Here is a 15,345-nt window from a genome sequence, read left to right as displayed (position 1 = left end):
GTTCGCCCAACGATGGCGGTCGTAGGAACATGGGAACCGGTCAGTAACCGCGGGTCGTGCCCTCCGTCGCGCTGAGCCACCGGTACTGCAGCTCGGGGCGGCCGACCTGACCGTACTGCGGGGCCCGGGCGGCCCGGCCCGCACCCACCAGGTGCTCCAGATAGCGGCGGGCGGTGATCCGTGAGATACCGACGGCCGCACCCGCCTCCGCCGCCGTGAGCCCCTCGGGAGCCGCCCGCAGCGAGCGCGTCACCGCCTCCAGGGTCGGACCGCTCAGGCCCTTGGGCAGCGCGGCGGGCTGCGGGGCGCGCAGCGTCGCGAGCGCCCGGTCCACCTCGTCCTGCCCGGAGGCCTCCCCGGCGGCCGCCCGGAACTCCGCGTACCGGGCGAGCCGGTCGCGCAGGGTCGCGAAGGTGAAGGGCTTCAGGACGTACTGCACGACGCCGAGCGACACGCCCTCGCGCACGATCGCGAGGTCGCGCGCCGAGGTCACGGCGATCACGTCCGCCGCGTGCCCGGCGGCGCGCAGGGCCCGCAGCAGCTGCAGCCCGTGCCCGTCCGGCAGGTACAGGTCGAGCAGGATCAGATCCACCGGCGTCCGGTCGAGCACCCGCACCGCAGCGGCCCGCGAGTGGGCCACTCCGACCACGGTGAACCCGGCCACCCGCCCCGCGTACAGCGCGTGCGCGTCGGCGGCCACGGGATCGTCCTCGACGACGAGCACCCGGATGCCCTGCCCCACGGCGCTCACGCGTCCACCTCCGCGCCCACGGTCGCCGATGCGGGTGCGGCGCCCGTGGCGGACGCCGCGGCCGCGGCCAGCGGCAGGCGGACCGTGAACTCGGCCCCGCCCAGGGGCGATTCGCCGACCGCCAGGGCCCCGGAGGCCCGGGTCACGGCCTGCTGCACGAGCGCGAGCCCCAGCCCCCGTCCCGGCCCCCTCGTGGACCACCCGCGATCCAGCACGGCACCCCGGTCCGCCGTCCGCACCCCGGGCCCGCTGTCCCCGACCCGCAGCAACAGCTCCCCGCCCTCGGCGAGCGCGGTCACCAGGACGCGGGCGCCGCGCGGCTTCTCGGCGCGCGGGCCGGGGACGGAGCCGGGGGCGTGGGGGAGCGCCGCCCGGTCGGGCAGGGCGAGGTCCGAGGGCGCGGGCGAGGGTACGGCCGGGTCGGGCAGGGCGAGGTCCGACGGACAGGGCGGCGGCACGGCCGGGTCGGTGAGGGCCGCGGGGGCGTGCGGGCTCCCGGGTGCGGCGAGGACCGGGGGTTCGGCGGCGCCGGCCGGGGCGGGCGATTCCCTGCGCGGTGCGGCCGGGGGCGCAGGTACGGCCGGGCCCGCCGGGGCCGGGAAGGCGCAGCCGCCGCCTGCCGCCTCGACCGCGTTGTCGATCAGGTTGCCGAGGATCGTCACCAGGTCCCGGGACGGGAGCGACACCGGCAGGACGCCGTCGTCGATCCGGCTGTCCTCCGTCAGGACCAGCTCCACACCGCGCTCGTTGGCCTGGGCCGCCTTGCCGAGGAGGAGCGCGGCGAGGACCGGTTCGCCGACCGCGCTCACCACGCGGTCGGTCAGCGCCTGCGCCAGCTCCAGTTCGGCCGTGGCGAAGCCGACCGCCTCGTCGACGCGGCCCAGTTCGATGAGCGAGACGACGGTGTGCAGACGGTTCGCGGCCTCGTGGGCCTGGGAGCGCAGCGCCTCCGTGAAGCCGCGTTCCGAGTCCAGTTCGCCCGAGAGCGCCTGGAGTTCGGTCCGGTCCCGCAGTGTCACCACCGTGCCGCGGCGCTCCCCGCCCACCACCGGGCGCGTGTTGAGGACCAGGACCCGCTCGTCCGTCAGATGCAGCTCGTCCACTCGCGGCTCCGAGGACAGCAGCGCCCCCGTCAACGGTGCCGGCAGCCCCAGTTCGGCCGCCGACCGGCCGACCACGTCCTCGCCCGCCAGCCCGAGCAGCTCCCGCGCCCCGTCGTTGATCAGCGCGATCCGCCGCTGTCCGTCCAGCATCACCAGGCCCTCGTGCACGGCGTGCAGGGCGGCCTCGTGGTAGTCGTGCAAGCGGCTCAGCTCGGTCGCGTTCATGCCCTTGGTGTGCCGGCGGAGCCGCGCGTTGATCACGTACGTCCCCGCCCCGCCGATCGCGAGCGCCGCGCCCGCCATGCCCAGCAGCGCGGTGACCTGCTCGCGTACCTGCTCGCTGATCTTCTCGATGGTGATGCCGGCGCTGACGAGGGCGATGACCCTGCCGTGGTCGTCCTTGTCGACGACCGGCGCGACGGTCCGTACGGAGGGGCCGAGCACGCCCAGATGGATCTCGGAGAAGGTCTCGCCGCGCACCGCCGGGTCGATGTGCCCGAGGTAGGTCCGGCCTATCTGCTCCGGCTCGGGGTGTGTCCACCGCGTCCCGTCCGGCGCCATGATCACCACGAACGTGACGCCGGCGTGCTGCCGCAGCCCTTCCGCGTACGGCTGGAGCGCGGCGGTGGGGTCGACGGTGCCCGCGGAGCGTGCCGCCGCCACCACGGCCGGCGACTCGGCGACGGCCGTGGCGGTCGCCGTGGACTGTCGGCGCGCGGTCTCCTCGGCCTGGGCCCGGTCCGTCACGTATGCGAAGACCGCGCACCCCGCGACGACGGCCGCCACGAGCACGACCTGCATCGCGAAGAGCTGGCCTGCGAGGCTGCGGGGCCGGGGGAGGGGGAGACGCATGCGAGCAAGTGTGCCTGGCCGATTTGCCGCCGCGTGCCGCGTGCCCGAATCGTGCCTGGAACGAGACGACGCCGTTCGCATGGCGCGCAGGGTTCGGGCGGGGCTCGCGCGCGGTTCTCCCGGGCCTCGTGAGCGGCGCTCGTTCCCGGGCCCGGACCGGCCTCGGCCGAGGCCTGCGCGGGGACCGGTCCGGCGCCGTCCCCGGGCGGCGAGGGCCCGGCCCCAGGGGGCGTCCTGCCGGCTGGTCCGGACCGGTCCGGACACTTTCGGCGCTGCCCCCACCTGTCGGCCGTGAACGAAACGTACGCAAGCGTGACCCCGCTCACAGGGGTGATGGATAGTCGCGGGGATCCACCGGGACGTGGACACCCCTGAGCACGAGGAGGACCCCGTGGCCGCACGTCGGGACCGCACCCACTATCTGTATCTGGCCGTGATCGGCGCCGTCCTGCTCGGCATCGCCGTCGGCTTCCTGGCGCCCGGCGTCGCCGTCGAGCTCAAGCCGCTCGGCACCGGCTTCGTCAACCTGATCAAGATGATGATCTCGCCGATCATCTTCTGCACGATCGTGCTGGGCGTCGGCTCGGTGCGCAAGGCCGCGAAGGTCGGCGCGGTGGGCGGCCTCGCCCTCGGCTACTTCCTGGTCATGTCGACCGTCGCCCTCGCCATCGGCCTCGTCGTCGGCAACATCCTGGAGCCCGGTTCCGGCCTGCACCTCACCAAGGACCTCGCCGAGGCCGGTGCCAAGCAGGCCGAGGGCGCGAGCGAGGGGACCGCCGACTTCCTCCTCGGGATCATTCCCAAGACGATCGTCTCCGCCTTCACGGAGGGCGAGGTCCTCCAGACCCTGCTCGTCGCCCTCCTCGCGGGCTTCGCGCTCCAGGCGATGGGCGCGGCGGGCGAGCCGGTGCTGCGCGGCATCGGGCACATCCAGCGGCTGGTCTTCCGCATCCTCGCGATGATCATGTGGGCGGCGCCGGTGGGCGCGTTCGGTGCGATGGCCGCGGTGGTCGGCGCGACGGGCGGCGCCGCGCTGAAGTCGCTCGCCGTCATCATGATCGGCTTCTACGTGACGTGCGCGCTGTTCGTCTTCGTGGTCCTCGGCACGCTGCTGCGGCTGGTCGCGGGCGTGAACATCTTCTCCCTCCTGAAGTACCTGGGCCGCGAGTTCCTGCTGATCCTGTCGACGTCGTCCTCCGAGTCGGCGCTGCCGCGCCTCATCGCGAAGATGGAGCACCTGGGCGTCAGCAAGCCGGTCGTCGGCATCACCGTCCCGACCGGCTACTCCTTCAACCTGGACGGCACCGCGATCTACCTGACGATGGCCTCGCTCTTCGTCGCCGAGGCGATGGGGGACCCGCTGTCGATCGGCGAACAGATCTCCCTCCTCGTCTTCATGATCATCGCCTCGAAGGGCGCCGCGGGCGTCACCGGCGCCGGCCTCGCCACCCTCGCGGGCGGGCTGCAGTCGCACCGGCCCGAACTGGTGGACGGCGTCGGCCTGATCGTCGGTATCGACCGTTTCATGAGCGAGGCGCGCGCCCTCACCAACTTCGCGGGCAACGCCGTGGCCACGGTGCTCGTCGGCACGTGGACGAAGGAGATCGACAAGGTACGCGTGACGGAGGTCCTGGCGGGTAACGCCCCCTTCGACGAGACGACGCTCGTCGACGACGCCCACGGTCCGGCCGTGCCGGACCAGCGCGCCGACGACGGCGACGAGAAGGCCCGCGCCGGCGTCTGAAGCCCCGGGTCCCGGGTCTTGAGCCGGATCCGGGCCCCGGCCACGGAACGCCCCCGCCCCACCAGGGCACCGGGGGCGTTCCGCACGCCGACCGTCGACGCCCTCTTCCTCCCGCACCCCCGCGCCCCTGCGCCCCCGCCCTATGGGGTGCCGCGCAGAACCCCTCGGCGAGCGGGGGCCGCCGGCTCCGCGGGGGAGGGGTCCGGACTGCGAGCTCCACTTCGCTTCGCTCGTGGAGGTCGCCGCCACGTCCGGACACCCCCTCCCCCGTGGAGCCACCGGCCCCCTCCCCGCCGTCGTCGGGCGTCAGGCGTCCAGTGCTTGCAACTCTTCTTCCGTGAGGGTCAGTTCCGTGGCTCGCGCCGAGTCCCTCGCGGTCTCCGGGCGGCTCGCGCCCGGGATCGGGAGGACCTGACCCGGGTGCGCCAGGAGCCAGGCGAGGGCCACCTGTTGCGGGGTGACCTCGCGGGCCCGGGCCACCTGGTGGAAGGCCTCGAAGCGCGGATCCACGGCCTGCCCGCCGCGGCCGTCCAGCGAGCTGCGGGAGATGCCGCCCAGCGGGCTCCAGGGCAGGAAGGCCAGGCCGAGTTCCGCGCAGAGCCAGAGTTCGGGCTCGGCGGACCGGACCGCCGGCGAGTAGCGGTTCTGGACCGAGACCAGGCGGTCGCCGAGGATCTCGCGGGCCAGGAGGATCTGGTCGCGGTCGACGTTGGACACGCCCGCGAGGCGGACCGTGCCCGCGTCCAGCAACTCCCTTACCGCGCCGAGGGATTCCGCGTACGGCACCGCAGGATCCGGCTTGTGGAGCTGGTAGAGCCCGATCGCCGGGACCCCGAGGCGCCGGGCGGACGCCTCCGCCGCGCGCCGCAGGTGCTCGGGGCGGCCGTCGACCGTCCAGCCGCCGTCCGCGCTCCTGCCCCGCCCGCCCTTGGTGGCGACGAGCACCGCGTCCCGGTCGCCGCCGTACGTGGCCAGGGCGCGGGCGACGAGACGTTCGTTGGCGCCGGTCTCGCCGTCCGGCGGGTGGTACGAGTCGGCCGTGTCGAGCAGGGTCACGCCCGCGTCCAGCGAGGCGTGGACGGTGGCGAGGGCGCGGGTCTCGTCGGGGTGGCCCTCCAGGGAGAGGGGCATCGCGCCGAGCCCGATCGCGCTGACGACCGTGTCGCCGAGGGTGCGGTAGCGCATCACGCCTCCGGGGTGAGCGTCTCGGAAAGGGCCTTGCGGAGCCATTCCGAGGAATGCGAGAAGGAGTGTCCGAGGCTTTCCGCCCGGGAATTGCTCATCGCGTAGGAGCGGGAGAAGGAGAAGGGGGAGACCTCACCCACCTCCACTTCCTGGAAGAGCGTCCGGCCGCCCACGATGCCCTCGATTTCCGCGCAGATCTCCGCCGTCGTCAGCGGGCCGTGGGAATGCGCGTTCACCGGGCCGGTGAATTCCGCCTCGACCGCCCAGGCGAGGAACGCCGCGATCTCCTCGACGTAGACGTACGTCGCGGGTCGGTTCACGACCGGTACGGCGATCGGCTCGCCCGCCCGGATCCGCCGTGCGTAGTGCTCGACCCGTCCGGTGAAGTCGTCCGCGCCGCCCAGCACGTGCGCCACCCGTACCGAGGCCCACGTGAGGCCGGAGGCCGCGAACACGGCCTCCGCCTGGCGCTTTCCCTCCCCGTAGTGGGAGTCCAGGTAGGCCGGGTCCTCCCAGGGCAGGGTCGTGTCGACCGGCACGCCGGCGAGGTCGAGGGCGTCCTCGGTGACCGGGGCGGCCGAGTCCTCGTACTCGTACACCTCGACCGTCGAGGTCATCACGTAGCGGCGGGTGCGGCCCGCGAAGACCCGGCGGGCGATGTCCGCCTGGCGCGGCGTGTAGCAGACCTGGTCGACGACGACGTCGAAGGTCCGGTCTCCGAGGGCCTTTTCCAGCGCCTTCTCGTCATTCCGGTCGGCCGTGAGGGGAATCGTCCCCTCCGGGGCCGCGGAAGAACCGCGGTTGAGCACGGTGACGCGGTGTCCCGCGTCGAGCAGCCGCCTTATCAGGCGCTTTCCGAAATAGCGGTTCCCGCCGATGATCAGAATGTCCATGCCTCCAGTGTTACGGTGTGCGCTCGTCATCTGAAGGGGGAATCATGGGAGTCCAGGCCGTCTCGCCGAAGGAACCGCGGTCGTCGCGCCCGGCGGCCGTCGAAACCTCGGCGGGTGCTTTCGACCCCATCGACCGGCAGATCCTGGACCTGCTCCAGAGCGACGGACGCATCAAGCTGAGCGAGCTCGGCAGGCGTGTCCGGCTCAGCCCGGCCGCCGTCACCGAGCGGGTGCGCCGCCTGGAGTCCTGCGGCGCGATCACCGGCTACGGCGCGCACGTCGTCCCGGCCCGGCTCGGCTACGGCATCCAGGCCTTCATCCGCGTGAACCCGCACGGCGGTTACACCCTCAAGCACCCCCGCACCCTGGAGCTGATCGCCCGCCCCGAGATCCGCGAGGTGCACCACGTGGTGGGCGAGGACTGCTGGATCCTGAAGGTCGCCGTGACCGACACGGTCCACCTGGAGGAGATCCTGGAGCAGACCTCGGCCCTGGGACGGACCACGACGTCCGTGGTGCTGACGTCGCCGGTCGAGCGCAAGCCGCTGCTCCCGCCCGGCATCTGACGGCGGGCCGCGGACGGCGCGGTGCAGCCGTCCGGCAGCAGTCCAGCCACCGGATCCTTCCCGTCGTGACCCTCCACCGGAACCCCGACGACGAGCCGGAGCACTCCCGAGGCCGACCGGGGCATCGCTGCTTGCCCTGACGTGGGCGTCAAGGTCTACGTTCGAGGGCATGCGAATCGGCGAGCTGGCCGAGCGGGCGGGCACGACCACGCGGACTCTGCGCTACTACGAGTCCCGCGGCCTCCTGACCGCACGGCGCACGGAGAACGGCTACCGCACCTACGACGAGGAGGACCTGCGGGCCCTCCGGCAGATCCGGACCCTGCAGGACTTCGGGTTCGAGCTGGAGGAGACCCGGCCCTTCGTCGAATGCCTCCAGGCCGGCCATCCGGCGGGCGACGCGTGCCCCGCGTCGATCGCGGTCTACCGGCGCAAGCTCGCCGAGCTCGACGGGCTCATCGAGCAGCTCCGGACCGTACGGGCCCAGGTCGGCGCGCAGCTGCTGCGCGCGGAGGCGGAGCTGCCGGGCGGTCCCGAGCCGCTGTGCGAGCTGGCGCGGCCCGAGGACACCGAAGAGACGCGGCCCGAGGACACCGAAGAGACGCGGCCCGAGGACACCGAAGAGACGCGGCCCGAGGACACTCGAAGAGACGCGGCCCGAGGACACCGAAGAGACGCGGCCCGAGGACACCGAAGAGAGAGGACGAGGACGATGATCCGAGCAGAGGGCGTGGCCGAGGTCACCGACGCAGACTTCGCGGCGGAAGTGCTGGGCGCGGAGCTGCCGGTGCTCGTGGAGTTCACCGCGGACTGGTGCGGCCCGTGCCGCCAACTGGCCCCGGTCCTGAGCGCGGTGGCGGCCGAGGAGGGCGGCCGGCTGAAGGTGGTGCAGATCGACGCGGACAGCAACCCGGACACCGTCTCGCGGTACGGGATCCTCTCGATGCCGACCCTGATGGTGTTCCGGCAGGGCGAGCCGGTGAAGGCGATGGTCGGCGCCCGGCCGAAGCGACGGCTCCTGGCGGAGCTCGCGGACGCCGTGGAGCCGGTCCGCGCGTAGCCGCGGGGGCCGGCGGGCGCCGGGGGCGCTCAAGGTGCCGAGCGGGCGGCCACCCGGAGTGCCCCGCCGGCCTGGAGAAAGGGCGGCGGCCCGCGCCCGGGCCGCCACCTCCCGCGCCAGCAGGCCGGCGGCCGCCGGCACCGACGGCCCGGAGTCCCTGAAGGCGAGGGCGGCACCCGACCGGCGGCCAGGTCAGCTCGACTTCGCCTCCAAGGAGCCCCCTCCGGACGCCGAGGCCACGACCACGCCGGGCCCGACGCCGAGGCCTCGACCACGCCGGGCCCGACGCGGAGGCCTCGACCACGCCGGGCCGGACGCCGACGCCTCGACGACGCCGGGCCGGACGCCGAGGTCATGAGGCGGGACCTCGGTGCCCGCCTGATGACCGCCTCGCGCCGGTCCTCGGGACGCTGTCCTAGTCGTCCCACAGCTCGGTGGCGTGCCCCGCCACCGACGCCGCGATCCGGTCGAGGAGCTCCGCCGCCGGCAAGGGCGCCGGGCGGCGGCCGTCACGGAGGCGGACCGAGACGTGGCCGGTGGCGGTCTCCCTGGCGCCGATGACGACCTGGTACGGGACGAGGCGGGCCTCGCGGACGCGGGCGCCCAGGCTGCCGCGGTCCGGGCCGAGGACCTCCGCGCGCAGGCCTAGTTCGGCGCAGCGGTCGGCGATCCGGGCGGCGGCCTCGTATGCGGTGTCCGAGACCGGCAGGACGGCGAGCTGGACCGGGGCGAGCCAGGCGGGGAAGGCGCCGGCGTGGTGTTCGACGAGGTGGGCGACGGCGCGCTCCACGCTGCCGATGACGGAGCGGTGGATCATGACGGGCCGGTGCCTGGCGCCGTCGGCGCCGATGTAGTGCAGGTCGAACTGCTCGGGCTGGTGGAAGTCGACCTGCACGGTGGAGAGGGTCGACTCCCGGCCCGCCGGGTCGGCGACCTGCACGTCGATCTTGGGACCGTAGAACGCGGCCTCGCCCTCGGCCTCCTCGTAGGCGAGTCCCGAGGCGTCCAGGACCTCGCGGAGCAGCGCGACCGAGCGCTCCCACTTCTCGGGCGCGGCGACGTACTTGCCGCCGGGGCCGGGCAGCGAGAGGCGGTAGCGGACCGGCACGACGCCCAGCGCGGTGTGCGCCTTCCGGATCAGGTCGAGGGCGCCCGCGGCCTCCTCGGCCACCTGGTCGAGGGTGCAGAAGATGTGGGCGTCGTTGAGCTGGATGGCCCGGACCCGGGTGAGCCCGCCGAGCACCCCGGAGAGTTCGGAGCGGAACATGCCCCCCAACTCGGCCATGCGAAGCGGAAGTTCGCGGTAGCTGTGCGGGCGGGAGCGGAAGACGACGGCGTGGTGCGGGCAGAGGCTCGGCCGCAGCACGAACTGCTCGCCGCCGACCTCCATGGGCGGGAACATGTCGTCGCTGTAGTGCGCCCAGTGCCCGGAGATCTCGTACAGCTCCCGTTTCCCGAGCACGGGCGAGTACACGTGCCGGTACCCGGCGCGCCGCTCGGCCCCGCGGACGTACTCCTCCAGCACGTGCCGTACGACGGCGCCGTCGGGCAGCCAGTACGGCAGTCCGGCGCCGATCAATGGATCGGTGTCGAACAGATCGAGTTCTCGGCCCAGCCTGCGGTGGTCGGCGGGGTTCTCGGCGTTCATGGTCGCTCCTCGGCGAGGTGGGGAGGAGCGAGTGCCCGGCGGGTACGGTGAAGCCCCGGGGCACTCGCCCCGGGGCTTCGGACAAAGACAGCTGTCAGCGCGCCGGGACACTCTCCGGCGTCGTCGTGAGGACGGCAGCGCGCTTCATGCGGCAGACCGTAGCAGGGGTGCGGCGGCCGCGCGGGGGGGATTTATCTTGCGGGCGGGCCCCTCCCGGCGCGGGCGACCCGCTTCCGGTCGCCCGGCGCCCCGCACCGCCGTGGCGGGGGGCCGGTGAGGCGCAGGTCGGGGCAGGTGTCCCGGGAGGCCGGGCGGGATCCGCGGCGGGGCCGGGCGGTCGCTTCCCCGGCACAAAAAAACCCCGGACTAGAATTGACAGCCGGGGTGGTGTTTCACGTATATTTGTGGATTCCGTGTCTGAGCATAGAAAAGTCACGGGAAGTTCACTAAATGCAATGTATCGCGCCGGGAGTCGAATTGTCAACCGAAGAATTTCGGAAAGAGCAGAGATTCATCACGGAGCTCTACACGCGACTCGACCACCTGAGGGACGAGGCCGAGGCCGGGGTCGAGGCGGCCCTGGCCACCCCCGGCGCCGGCAGTGCCCAGGCCCGCCTGGAGCGCGACGTGCTCGTCGCCGAGCAGTCCGGGCTGCTCTCCGCCCTCAACGCGGGGGAGACCGGACTCTGCTTCGGCCGGCTCGTCTTCCAGGACGGCCGCGACCACCACATCGGCCGCATCGGCATCCGCCGCGACGACCCCGACCGCACCCCGCTCGTCGTCGACTGGCGCGCCGAGGTCGCGCGGCCCTTCTACCTCGCCACCGGCTACGAGCCCATGGGGCTCCGCCGCCGCCGGCACATCACCACCCAGGGCCGCGAGGTCGTCTCCCTCCACGACGAGGTCCTCGACCTCGCCGACGCCACCCGCACCGGCCACGAGAACCGCGACGCCGACGAGGTCCTGCTCGCCGCGCTCGACGCCGCCCGCACGGGCCGCATGCACGACATCGTCCAGACCATCCAGGCCGAGCAGGACGCCATCATCCGCTCCCCGCACCGCGGCGTCCTGGTCGTCGAGGGCGGGCCCGGCACCGGCAAGACCGCCGTCGCCCTGCACCGCGCCGCCTATCTGCTCTACGCCCACCGCGAGCAGCTGGCCCGGCGCGCCGTGCTCATCGTCGGCCCCAACCCGGCCTTCCTCGGCTACATCGGCAACGTCCTGCCCTCCCTCGGCGAGACCGGCGTCCTGCTCGCCACCCCCGGCGAGCTCTTCCCCGGCGTCCACGCCACCGGCACCGACACCCCGCGCGCCGCGGCCGTCAAGGGCTCGGCCCGGATGGCCGTGGCCCTGGCGAAGGCCGTCGCCGACCGCCAGCAGGTGCCCGAGCGCGGCGAGCCGCTGGTCGTGCCGCACGAGGACGGCGACCTGGTCATCGACTGGGACATGGCCCTGGAGGCGCGGCACAAGGCCCGGGAGACCTTCCTCCCGCACAACCTGGCCCGCCCCTACTTCGTCTTCCACGTCCTCGACGCGCTCGCCGAGCAGCTCGCGGACCGGATCGGCGCCGACCCCTACGGCGGTCCCAACTTCCTCGGTCCCGACGACCGCGCCCTGCTCGCCAAGGGCGTCGCCGCGAACCCCGAGGTGCACGCCGCCCTCGACACCCTCTGGCCGCCGCTCACCCCGCAGGACTTCCTCGCCGACTACCTCGCCGAGCCCACCCACCTCGACGACGAGGCGGACCTGGCGGCCGTCCGCCGGCCCGCCGGCGGAGCCTGGACCCCCGGTGACGTACCGCTGCTCGACGAGGCCGCCGAGCTCCTCGGCGAGGACGACTCCGCCGCCCGGGCCGCCCAGGAGGCCGAACGCCAGAAGCAGATCCAGTACGCGCAGGGCGTGCTCGACGTCTCGTACGCCTCACGGACCTACGAGTTCGAGGACAAGGAGGAGCTCGACAAGGACGCCTCCGAGGTGCTGTCGGCGCACGACATCATCGACGCCGAGCGCTTCGCCGAGCGGCACGAGGAGGCCGACCACCGCAGCGCCGCGGAGCGCGCCGCCGCCGACCGCACCTGGGCCTTCGGGCACATCATCGTGGACGAGGCGCAGGAGCTGTCCGCCATGATGTGGCGGCTGCTCATGCGCCGTAGCCCCACCCGCTCCATGACCCTGGTCGGCGACCCGGCGCAGACCGGCGACCCGGCCGGAGTCGGCGCCTGGCAGGAGATCCTCGCGCCGTACGTGGAGGACCGCTGGGAGCTGGTGCGACTGGGCGTCAACTACCGCACCCCGGCCGAGATCATGGCCGTCGCCGCCGAGGTGCGCCGGGCCGCCGACCCCGGGTTCGAGCCGCCGCGCTCGGTCCGCTCCACGGGCGTCGAGCCCTGGGACCGTACGGCCGAGGACCCGGTCAAGGAGACCGCCGACGCGGTCGCCGCCGAACTGCGCCCCCAGGGACGGCTCGCCGTCATCGCGCCCGCGGGGCTGCACCCCGAGCTGATCGCCGCCCTCCCCGACGCGTCGTACGGGCAGAAGCCCGACCTGACGAGCCCGGTCGTGCTGCTCGACCCGCGCCAGGCGAAGGGCCTCGAGTTCGACACGGTCCTGGTCGTCGACCCCGAAGGCATCCGGGCCGGCGCCACGCACGGCACCAACGACCTGTACGTGGCGCTGACCCGGGCCACTCAGCGGCTCGGCGTCATCAGGCGGGCCTGAGCCACACCGTGGCGAGTGGCGGCAGCGTCATCCGGACGCTCGCCGACCGCCCGTGGCAGGGCACCGACTCGGTCTTCACCGGGTCGGTGCCCACGACGCCACCGCCGCCGTACCGGGCGGCGTCCGTGTTCAGGACCTCCGCCCAGGCGGCGAAGGTGTCCGGCACGCCCAGCCGGTAGTCGTGCCGCACCACCGGGGAGAAGTTGCAGACCGCGAGGAGCGGGGAGCCGACGGCGTCGAAGCGGAGGAAGGCGAAGACGTTGTCCTCCGCCGCGTCGCCGACGACCCACTGGAAGCCCTCCGGGGAGGTGTCGCGCTCCCACAGTGACGGCGTCGCCGCGTAGACCGTGTTCAGGTCGCGCACCAGGTCGCGCACGCCCCGGTGGTCGGCCTCCGCGCCGTACGACGGGTCGAGCAGCCACCAGTCCGGGCCGTGGTCCGCCGACCATTCCCCGCCCTGCGCGAACTCCTGGCCCATGAAGAGGAGTTGCTTGCCGGGGTGGGCCCACATGAAGCCCAGGTACGCGCGGTGGTTCGCCCGCTGCTGCCACCAGTCGCCGGGCATCTTCGACACCAGCGCCTGCTTGCCGTGCACGACCTCGTCGTGGGAGATGGGCAGGATGTAGTTCTCGCTGTACGCGTACACCATCGAGAAGGTCATCTCGTGGTGGTGGTACTTGCGGTGCACCGGCTCCTTCTCGACGTAGCCGAGCGAGTCGTGCATCCAGCCCATGTTCCACTTCATGCCGAAGCCGAGCCCGCCGAAGCCGCCCGGGCCCACCTGGTCGGTCGGCCGGGTCACCCCGTCCCAGGCGGTGGACTCCTCGGCGAAGGTGACGACGCCCGGGCAGCGCTTGTAGACCGTGGCGTTCATCTCCTGGAGGAACGCCACCGCGTCCAGGTTCTCGCGCCCGCCGAACTCGTTCGGCAGCCACTCGCCGTTCTCCCGCGAGTAGTCCAGGTAGAGCATCGAGGCGACCGCGTCCACGCGCAGGCCGTCGATGTGGAACCGCTCGCACCAGTAGACGGCGTTGGCGACCAGGAAGTTCCGCACCTCCTTGCGGCCGTAGTCGAACTCGAGCGTTCCCCAGTCGGGGTGGGCCGAGCGGCGCGGGTCCTCGTGCTCGTACAGCGGCCGCCCGTCGAACTCGGCCAGCGCCCAGTCGTCCCGCGGGAAGTGCGCCGGGACCCAGTCCATCAGGACCCCGATCCCGGCCCGGTGCAGCGCGTCCACCAGGAACCGGAAGTCGTCGGGGGTGCCCAGGCGGGCGGTCGGCGCGTAGAAGCCGGTGACCTGATAGCCCCAGGAGCCGTGGAAGGGGTGCTCGGCGACGGCCATGAACTCCACGTGCGTGAAGCCGAGGTCGCCGACGTACGCGGGGAGCTGCTCCGCCAGCTGCCGGTACGTCAGACCCGGTCGCCAGGACGGCAGATGCACCTCGTAGACGGAGAGCGGCGCCTCGTGGTGCGGGCGCGCCCCGCGCCGGGACATCCACTCCTCGTCCTGCCACACGTGGTGGTCGGCCGTCACCACCGACGCGGTGTTCGGCGGGACCTCGGCGCGGCGGGCCATCGGGTCGGCGCGCACGGTGTGCGAGCCGTCCGGGCGGGCGATGTCGAACTTGTAGAGCGCGCCCTCGCCGATGCCCGGCACGAACAGCTCCCACACGCCCGTCGAGCCGAGCGAGCGCATCGGGAGGGCGCTGCCGTCCCAGAAGGTCCAGTCGCCGGTGACGCGGACGCCGCGGGCGTTCGGGGCCCACACGGTGAAGCGGGTCCCGGCCACGCCCTGGTGGTTCATGACCCGCACCCCGAGCGCCGTCCACAGCTCCTCGTGCCGGCCCTCGCCGATCAGGTGCAGGTCGAGCTCGCCCAGCGCGGGCAGGAAGCGGTACGGGTCCTCGACCGCCAGCTCGTCGCCGTCGTAGCGGACGCGGAGCTCGTAGGCGGGGACCTTGCGCAGCAGCGGGACGAGGCCGGTGAACAGGCCGTCGCCCTCGTCGAGCAGCTCGACCCGGCGCCCCTTGGGGAGCAGGACGGCCACCCCCTTGGCCCACGGGCGCAGCACCCGGACGACGAGCCCGCCCTTCACCAGGTGCGCGCCGAGCACCCCGTGCGGGTCGTGGTGCTCACCGGCGAGCAGCCGGGCCCGGTCGCCGGGGTCGAGCGGGGGCGCCTTCCGTACGGCGGCCCGATCCGGCTCGACCTCGGCGCGGGGCGCGGGCGTCTTCGGCTTGCGGGCGGTCCTGCCTGCGGATCGGGCGGTCACCGGAATGCCTCCTGGAGGGGTGTGAGCGGGTGGGGATGCGGGGCGTCGGGCCCGGCGGTTTCCACGCAAGCGCAACGCGGCGCGGACCGCGCGGGACACTCGGCCGAACGGGCTTCGTCGTGCGCCCGCAGGCCGTGCGGCCGGGGGCCGCCGCCGCACTGCTCCGAACGGGTCCGCCCCGCCGCGGCGTGGTGCGCGGACCGCCGGGCGTGAGGATTTCCACCGCGGCGCGGGTCTGTGCGGCGCCACGGGCGGTAGGCGGGGCCGCAGCGCCGCCCGGACCGCGCGGGTCGGCCGTGCGCGGGGTCGCCGCTCGGCCGTCCGCCCGGCTCCGTGTGGGCAGTCGTCCCGCTGGGGCGGGACGGGTGGGCACACGGGACGGCACCTCGGCGGGTGCCTCCGCCCCTTGTTCGTTCCCGCCGCCACGACGGTGCCGCGCCGTCGCGGCGGGGGGCGGGGCGCGGGGAGCCTGGGCGCGGCCCGGCGCGGTGTTCCGTTGTGCCCACCCGTTCCGCCCCTGCGGAACGACTGCCCACAACGGGGTGGGTGGTGGGCG

At 73.7% G+C, this 15,345-nt stretch carries 10 protein-coding genes and 1 pseudogene; 5 read left to right on the top strand and 6 right to left on the bottom strand.

Going from position 1 to position 15,345, the window contains the following annotated elements; genetic code table 11:
- Positions 1-40: 40 nt before the first annotated feature.
- Together ACIRQF_RS18195 and ACIRQF_RS18190 are read right to left on the bottom strand one after the other, a co-directional pair.
- Complete coding sequence (locus tag ACIRQF_RS18195) at positions 41-751, bottom strand: response regulator (RefSeq protein WP_376632556.1); 711 nt, start codon at positions 749-751, stop codon at positions 41-43.
- Entirely contained in the window at positions 748-2,706 is a 1,959-nt protein-coding gene (locus ACIRQF_RS18190) for an ATP-binding protein (RefSeq protein ID WP_404093277.1), read from the bottom strand. Before ACIRQF_RS18190 ends, ACIRQF_RS18195 begins: the two co-directional genes overlap by 4 nt.
- Before the next feature lie 391 nt (positions 2,707-3,097).
- Here ACIRQF_RS18190 and ACIRQF_RS18185 point away from each other — a divergent pair, with 391 nt between their 5' ends.
- Entirely contained in the window at positions 3,098-4,450 is a 1,353-nt protein-coding gene (locus ACIRQF_RS18185; RefSeq protein ID WP_376632560.1) for a cation:dicarboxylate symporter family transporter, read from the top strand.
- Positions 4,451-4,756: 306 nt separating this feature from the next.
- Here ACIRQF_RS18185 and ACIRQF_RS18180 read toward each other — a convergent pair whose 3' ends face one another.
- Together ACIRQF_RS18180 and ACIRQF_RS18175 are read right to left on the bottom strand one after the other, a co-directional pair.
- On the bottom strand, positions 4,757-5,635 hold the full coding sequence (locus ACIRQF_RS18180) for an aldo/keto reductase (RefSeq protein WP_404093275.1): 879 nt from the start codon (positions 5,633-5,635) through the stop codon (positions 4,757-4,759).
- On the bottom strand, positions 5,635-6,528 hold the full coding sequence (locus tag ACIRQF_RS18175) for an NAD-dependent epimerase/dehydratase family protein (RefSeq protein WP_376632563.1): 894 nt from the start codon (positions 6,526-6,528) through the stop codon (positions 5,635-5,637). Before ACIRQF_RS18175 ends, ACIRQF_RS18180 begins: the two co-directional genes overlap by 1 nt.
- Positions 6,529-6,572: 44 nt before the next feature.
- Between ACIRQF_RS18175 and ACIRQF_RS18170 the strand changes: the two genes are divergently transcribed.
- From ACIRQF_RS18170 to trxA, 3 genes and pseudogenes are all read left to right on the top strand, one after another.
- The gene (locus ACIRQF_RS18170; RefSeq protein ID WP_404093272.1) at positions 6,573-7,094 is read left to right on the top strand and encodes an Lrp/AsnC family transcriptional regulator; all 522 of its coding nucleotides are present in this window, start codon (positions 6,573-6,575) and stop codon (positions 7,092-7,094) included.
- A 169-nt stretch (positions 7,095-7,263) separates the two neighbouring features.
- Positions 7,264-7,647 (top strand): annotated as a pseudogene (locus ACIRQF_RS18165) (MerR family transcriptional regulator); the annotation flags it as partial.
- A 159-nt stretch (positions 7,648-7,806) separates the two neighbouring features.
- Positions 7,807-8,154, top strand: coding sequence for a thioredoxin (gene trxA, locus ACIRQF_RS18160; RefSeq protein ID WP_404093626.1), 348 nt, complete (start codon positions 7,807-7,809; stop codon positions 8,152-8,154).
- Between the two features lie 415 nt (positions 8,155-8,569).
- On the opposite strand, the gene thrS is transcribed toward trxA, so the two are convergent.
- Positions 8,570-9,802 carry a threonine--tRNA ligase gene (thrS, locus tag ACIRQF_RS18155; RefSeq protein ID WP_404093269.1) on the bottom strand — a complete coding sequence of 411 codons (1,233 nt, stop codon included), beginning with the start codon at positions 9,800-9,802 and terminating at the stop codon, positions 8,570-8,572.
- A gap of 477 nt (positions 9,803-10,279) precedes the next feature.
- Between thrS and ACIRQF_RS18150 the strand changes: the two genes are divergently transcribed.
- On the top strand, positions 10,280-12,520 hold the full coding sequence (locus tag ACIRQF_RS18150) for a HelD family protein (RefSeq protein WP_404093266.1): 2,241 nt from the start codon (positions 10,280-10,282) through the stop codon (positions 12,518-12,520).
- Here the strand turns inward: ACIRQF_RS18150 and glgB are convergent.
- Positions 12,507-14,789 carry a 1,4-alpha-glucan branching enzyme gene (gene glgB / locus ACIRQF_RS18145; protein WP_404093264.1) on the bottom strand — a complete coding sequence of 761 codons (2,283 nt, stop codon included), beginning with the start codon at positions 14,787-14,789 and terminating at the stop codon, positions 12,507-12,509. The genes ACIRQF_RS18150 and glgB overlap by 14 nt on opposite strands.
- Positions 14,790-15,345: the final 556 nt, after the last annotated feature.

The sequence above is a fragment of the Streptomyces sp. NPDC101191 genome (assembly GCF_044767915.1).
Taxonomy (GTDB): Bacteria; Actinomycetota; Actinomycetes; order Streptomycetales; family Streptomycetaceae; genus Streptomyces.
This window is presented reverse-complemented; position numbering and strand designations above follow the sequence as displayed.

Bases quoted from the DNA above. Each gene is read 5' to 3' on its own strand.
- ACIRQF_RS18190 (WP_404093277.1), bottom strand. From the start codon at position 2,706: ATGCGTCTCCCCCTCCCCCGGCCCCGCAGCCTCGCAGGCCAGCTCTTC.
- ACIRQF_RS18180 (WP_404093275.1), bottom strand. From the start codon at position 5,635: ATGCGCTACCGCACCCTCGGCGACACGGTCGTCAGCGCGATCGGGCTC.
- ACIRQF_RS18175 (WP_376632563.1), bottom strand. From the start codon at position 6,528: ATGGACATTCTGATCATCGGCGGGAACCGCTATTTCGGAAAGCGCCTG.
- ACIRQF_RS18170 (WP_404093272.1), top strand. From the start codon at position 6,573: ATGGGAGTCCAGGCCGTCTCGCCGAAGGAACCGCGGTCGTCGCGCCCG.
- trxA (WP_404093626.1), top strand. From the start codon at position 7,807: ATGATCCGAGCAGAGGGCGTGGCCGAGGTCACCGACGCAGACTTCGCG.
- thrS (WP_404093269.1), bottom strand. From the start codon at position 9,802: ATGAACGCCGAGAACCCCGCCGACCACCGCAGGCTGGGCCGAGAACTC.